Raw genomic sequence first — 5,130 nt, 5'->3', positions numbered from 1 at the left:
GTCTCGAGCACTTCCGGGCAGACGGCGGGGTCATCGTCACGGCAAGCCACAATCCGGCCCAGTGGAACGGCTTCAAGTTCTTCATGGGGTGCGGCGCTCCGCCTGCCTCGACGTCGATGGCGTCGTGGTCTCGCCGCGGCGAGAACACGGTGCTCGATCAGGCGCAGACCGCGCGGCTGCTCTCGCTGGTGACCGACGGCGCGCCCCCAGGTTCCGGTGCGCCCCGCTTCGAGGACGCGCACGACGAAGCGGTGGAGGCGCACGTGCAACGCGTTCTGACGCAGGTCGACGTCGATGCCGTGCGCGCCCGCGGATTTCGTGTCGCGCTTGATGCCGGACGGGGAGCGGGGCACGATGCCGCTCGTCTGCTGCTCGACCGGCTCGGCTGCGAGGTGTTCGATGTGCAGGCCGCGCGCGACTCAGAGCCCCTTCCAGAGAACCTCGGCGACCTCATCGAGGCCGTGCGGCGCGCTGCGTGTCACGTCGGGTTCGCCCAGGACCTCGACGCCGACCGCCTGGCCCTCGTCGATGAGCAGGGGGTTCCCGCAGGTGAGGAGTTCACCCTGGTTCTCGCGGTCGACCACGTGCTCTCGCAGCGCGCGACAGGAATGCAGGGCAGCGGTGCTGCCTGGCGAGGCGACACGCGCGCCGCGGTCGTGGTGAAGAACCTCTCCACCACGCGCGCCGTCGATGCCGTTGTCGCCAGGCACGGCGCGGAGATCGTGGAGACGCGGGTGGGCGAGGTGAACTTGTCGCGTGCCCTGGCACGGGCCTGCGAGCAAGATCGGTTCGCCTTCGGGGGCGAGGGGAATGGGGGTGTCATCTGGCCAGCGGTGTCGTTCGGACGCGACAGTCTTGTGGGCATGGCCCTGGTGCTCGAGTGCCTCTCGGGCGCGGCCTCCACGCTGTCAGAGCGCTTGAGGGCGCTACCTCGATTCCACGAGCGCAAGACGAAGGTGCCATCTCCTGGCCGGGGCGCTCTGTCTCAGGTGTTTGAACGGGTTGAAGAGGCTTTTCCGCGGGGCAGAGTCGACCACGTTGACGGGGTTCGCGTGTGCTACGACGACGGGTCATGGGTGGGCGTGCGTCCATCGAACACCGAGCCCATCCTTCGACTGGTCACCGAGTCGCCACGATCGGAGTGGGCGGATACTGCCATGCAGACGCTCACGCGTGCAGTGCGCTCCTGACCGTTGCGCTCGTTGTATAGGTGTTGTATACTTCTTTTCGAGGGTATGACTCGAATGGAGGTGCGATCGTATGACGCGCAACGTGCTGGTGACAGGTGCAACGGGATATGTGGGCGGGCGCCTGGTTCCTCGCCTGCTGGAGGAAGGGCATCCCGTGCGGTGCCTCGTGCGCGATCCCGCGCGTCTGAAAGGGCGGCCGTGGGTTGACAAGGTCGACCTGACGTGTGGCGACCTTCTGCGTCCTGAAACCCTCAAAGAGGCGTTCGAGGACATCGATACGGCGTTCTTTCTCGTGCACACGATGCAAGGGGGCGAAGGGTTCCACGAGCGCGATCTCGACTGCGCTCGGAACTTTGCCCAGGCGGCCCGTTCAGCCGGGGTGCGACGCATCGTCTATCTCGGCGCGCTCGGTCGCAGCGACGATGGGGCGCTCTCGAAGCATCTGCGCTCGCGTCAGGCCGTGGCAGATGAGCTTCGCGCCCACGGGCCAGACGTGCTGGAGTTTCGCGCGGGGGTCATCGTGGGTTCGGGAAGCCTCTCGTTCGAGCTCATCCGCGACCTCACCGAGCGCCTGCCGGTCATGATCTGTCCGCGCTGGGTCTACACGTTGGCCCAGCCCATCGCCATCCGCGACGTTCTCTCGTATCTTGTGGGCTCCATCGAGGCGGAGGGCGGTTCTCACGTGGTCGAGATCGGGGGGGCGCAGAGGCTATCGTACGGCGACATGATGATGGGCTATGCGAAGGCTCGAGGGCTGCGCCGCTGGATGATTCCCGTGCCCGTTCTCACGCCTCGCCTGTCGTCGTACTGGGTGCACTTCGTCACCCCCGTGCCCTCGTCTATTGCGCGCCCGCTCATCGAGGGGCTGCGCAACGAGGTGGTGGCCGATACACGAGAGGCGCGCCGCCTGTTTCCGCACATCGATCCCATCACCTACAATGAGGCTGTCGAGCGCGCGCTGCGCCGCATCCACGACCATACGCTCAACACGACGTGGTATGACTCGCTGTCGTCGAGCATGCGCGCTCGCCCCGTCGAGCTGCACGTCACCGAAGGGATGATCGTGGAGCGTCGGGTCCGCCAGCTCGAGGTCTCCCCAGCCGATGCGTTTCGCGCGTTCTCTGGCCTGGGGGGGGAACGCGGATGGCTGTACCTCGACTGGACGTGGCGGGTGCGCGGAATCATTGATCGCCTTCTTGGTGGCGTGGGCATGCGGCGTGGTCGTCGACACCCGGATGAGATTCGCGTGGGAGATGTGGTCGATTTCTGGCGCGTAGAGGCGGTTGAGCCCGACCGTCTGATGCGCTTGCGCGCGGAGATGAAGGTTCCGGGCAGAGCATGGCTGCAGTTCGAGGCGGTGCCCACCGACGAGGGGTGCGAGCTGCGTCAGACCGCCTTCTTCGCGCCTCGCGGTCTGTTCGGACTGATGTACTGGTACCTGCTCTATCCGGTGCACGGCTTCATCTTCGGCGGACTTGTCGACGGTGTCGCTCGACTGGCCCGAGAGGCGCGCGCCGCGCGACGAGACGAGCCGCGCCTTCCTCAAGCCGCGACGCTCTGACGAAGGCGTCTCTTGCACGAGGGTTGACGGTCGACGCGCACGAGACGCGGTTCGCCTAGAGCGTGTCGTCTTCGACGTCGTCGAGGGGTTCGTCGAGGGGGCTCGGCTCGTCGTCGGCCTCGCGATTGTCGCGGTTGATCTGCATGGCCTCGATGATGAGGCGGTTGCCCTCGTGCATGGCGTCGAGGGCGCGGTCGAGCAGGGCCTCGTTGGGCGCCAGCACGTAGGCCCTCAGGTGCTCGACGCCGGTAAGGTAGAACGAGACCCCTTCGAAGCCGACTCGGGCCTCGTCACCGAAGGCCCCTTCGAGCTCGGGCGGAAGTGAGGAGTAGATCTCTTGCAGCTGCTTCTGCCGCTCGGCCATCTGGGCGGCCATCTCCTCGAGCCAGGTGCCGAATTCGTAGGGCGAGAGCGCTCCGCTTCGCACTCGCGCAATCTGGTCTTCGAACACCGCGAGTCGGTCACGGCTGGGTGAGGGGCCCAGATGTGATTCGGAATCGATGGAGGGTGTAGCTTCGTTGCTCATGACGACGGTGACGTTCGACTGAGCGGGGCCGCAGCCCTCCACGGGGTCGGGGGTCAGCGAAGGAGGGTTGCGGCGATGTCGTGTGCGTACGGGTTGCCAGAGCGCTCGAGCGCTTCGGCGATAGAAGAGGCTGTCGCCAGAGAGCGCACATAGTCGCGGTGGAAGTCGAAGAACTGCTGTGTGGTGAAGGTCTCCCAGGCGTTGTGACTCTCGGTCATGAACGCAACGACGCGACGAACCGTGGTCTCATCGGTGGCTCCCGCAATCGCTAGAGCGAGAACGCACTGCCGCCGCAGGCTCACGTCTTGCGTGGTGCCCAGCAACCGGCCAAGAAAGGCTCGGGCGACGCTGCTCGCGGCTGTGGTCTCATGGCCGTGCGCGGCGCCCATGACTCCGAGGAGGGCGACCGCTTGACGCTGCGGCAGCTGTTCGAAGTGTTCGATGATCGAGCGTGTCACGGTGTCGATCTCTGCGACTGAGATCTGCATCGCTTCGAGCACCCTGCGTCGGTCGTCTGGGGTGACCCGAGCGAGCAGCACTGTGTCGAGGCCCTTGATGCTGATGTGCGGATCTTGCTTGACGAACAGCTCGGTGGTGGCATCTGGGCCGATGATCTTGAGCAGTCCGGCTTGATCACCGACCTTGAGTCGCTCGAGATCGGCGCCACGCAGACGGGGGCTGAGCCACACGTCTGTGGCGGTGATGGCGGCTGCGGATCTTCCGACGAGCAGGGCCGCGAGCTTGGGCGAGATCTTCGGCTTCGCGGCGGGCTTGCTGTTCTTCGAGAATCTCGCGTCGCGGGCGGATTCGGCGGAAGGTGCGGCCCCCGCGGCTCCGATGGCGAGCCAGGCAAAGGCGCAAGCGACCATGAGCGGTGCCATCGGTCGGCGGGTCGGTCGAGCGGTGAGCGGTCGCGGGTGGGGCAACTCGAGTGCGCAAGGTCGGTGCATCGGCGAAATCCCCCTGACGCTGGAATCATCTGCTGATCAGAGTATATCGCGTCGCAGCGGGCCGTGACTTCGGTCACGTGAACGGTTTCATCACGGCCAGCGGCCGGGGATGCGGCGGCAATGGTCGCCCTCTAGCTCAGACCAAGGTCGCAGAACGAGAAACGACGGCTGCTGCCCCACCGCGGGGGCGCAGCCGTCGCTGCGCGCTCGTCGAGATCAGGCGACGGCGACGATGAGACCCGGGCCCGGCGTGAGAACCACGCCCACCTCCGGGCCCGGCGCCACGACGACCACGACGTCCAGGCCGACCACGATGCTGGCGGGGGGCGGCTGGTCTCCCGCGCCACCGGTCGTTGCCACGAGCTCTTGCTCTGACATGGTAGTGGACGCGGCGGCGGGCAGGCGCAGGTAGATGTGATCGGCGCTCTCTTCCACCACGGTGACCTTCAGGTTTGCGGGCAGGGAGATGCCTGCTTTCACCGACTGCAGCTCGGCTTCGAGCGTGCCCTTCGGGTCGCTGATCAGCCTGCCGCGAAACGCGGCGTCTTTCTGGGCTTTCTCGACGAGCTGGCGCTCAAACTCTTCACGTGTCACTGGACGGGGCTCCTTTCGTGTTTCCCGTGCGCGTGTCCCGGCAGGACGCGTGCACAAAGTGAGAGGTCATGGGAAGATGAGGCCGTTCTCGGCCACCACCTCTCGGCAGAAGTCGAGGGTGGCCTGGGGGATGGGCGCGCGGGTCATGGCTTCGGTGAGGGCCGCGTCACAGTCGAGCCCAGCGGCGTGCAGCCAGGCATGATCGCGGGGGCCGAGCAGGCGTTGGGACAGCGCGGTTGCGATCTCACGTCTGCGCGGCAGGTCGGCCTCGTCACGGAGGAAGTCGATCATCAAGATGGCACGCATCTC

Annotated in this window: 5 protein-coding genes and 1 pseudogene; 2 read left to right on the top strand and 4 right to left on the bottom strand. The window is 66.4% G+C overall.

What is annotated here, in order from left to right; genetic code table 11:
• Both EB084_19105 and EB084_19100 read left to right on the top strand, forming a co-directional pair.
• Positions 1-1,190, top strand: a 1,190-nt coding sequence (locus EB084_19105; protein ID NDD30371.1) for a hypothetical protein, incomplete at its 5' end; no start/stop codon positions are given.
• A 70-nt stretch (positions 1,191-1,260) separates the two neighbouring features.
• On the top strand, positions 1,261-2,751 hold the full coding sequence (locus EB084_19100) for an SDR family oxidoreductase (protein ID NDD30370.1): 1,491 nt from the start codon (positions 1,261-1,263) through the stop codon (positions 2,749-2,751).
• Positions 2,752-2,816: 65 nt separating this feature from the next.
• Here EB084_19100 and EB084_19095 read toward each other — a convergent pair.
• From EB084_19095 to EB084_19080, 4 genes and pseudogenes are all read right to left on the bottom strand, one after another.
• Positions 2,817-3,029, bottom strand: a pseudogene (locus tag EB084_19095) (hypothetical protein).
• A 301-nt stretch (positions 3,030-3,330) separates the two neighbouring features.
• Entirely contained in the window at positions 3,331-4,146 is an 816-nt protein-coding gene (locus EB084_19090) for a hypothetical protein (protein NDD30369.1), read from the bottom strand.
• A 297-nt stretch (positions 4,147-4,443) separates the two neighbouring features.
• On the bottom strand, positions 4,444-4,878 hold the full coding sequence (locus tag EB084_19085; GenBank protein NDD30368.1) for an NHLP leader peptide family natural product precursor: 435 nt from the start codon (positions 4,876-4,878) through the stop codon (positions 4,444-4,446).
• Positions 4,879-4,887: 9 nt separating this feature from the next.
• Positions 4,888-5,130 (bottom strand): hypothetical protein (locus EB084_19080; GenBank protein ID NDD30367.1); only part of this gene is annotated, 243 nt, incomplete at its 5' end.

The organism is Pseudomonadota bacterium, from assembly GCA_010028905.1.
Taxonomy (GTDB): domain Bacteria; phylum Vulcanimicrobiota; class Xenobia; order RGZZ01; family RGZZ01; genus RGZZ01.
Note: the sequence above shows the minus strand (reverse complement) of the source record. Positions and strands in the feature narration are given on the sequence as shown.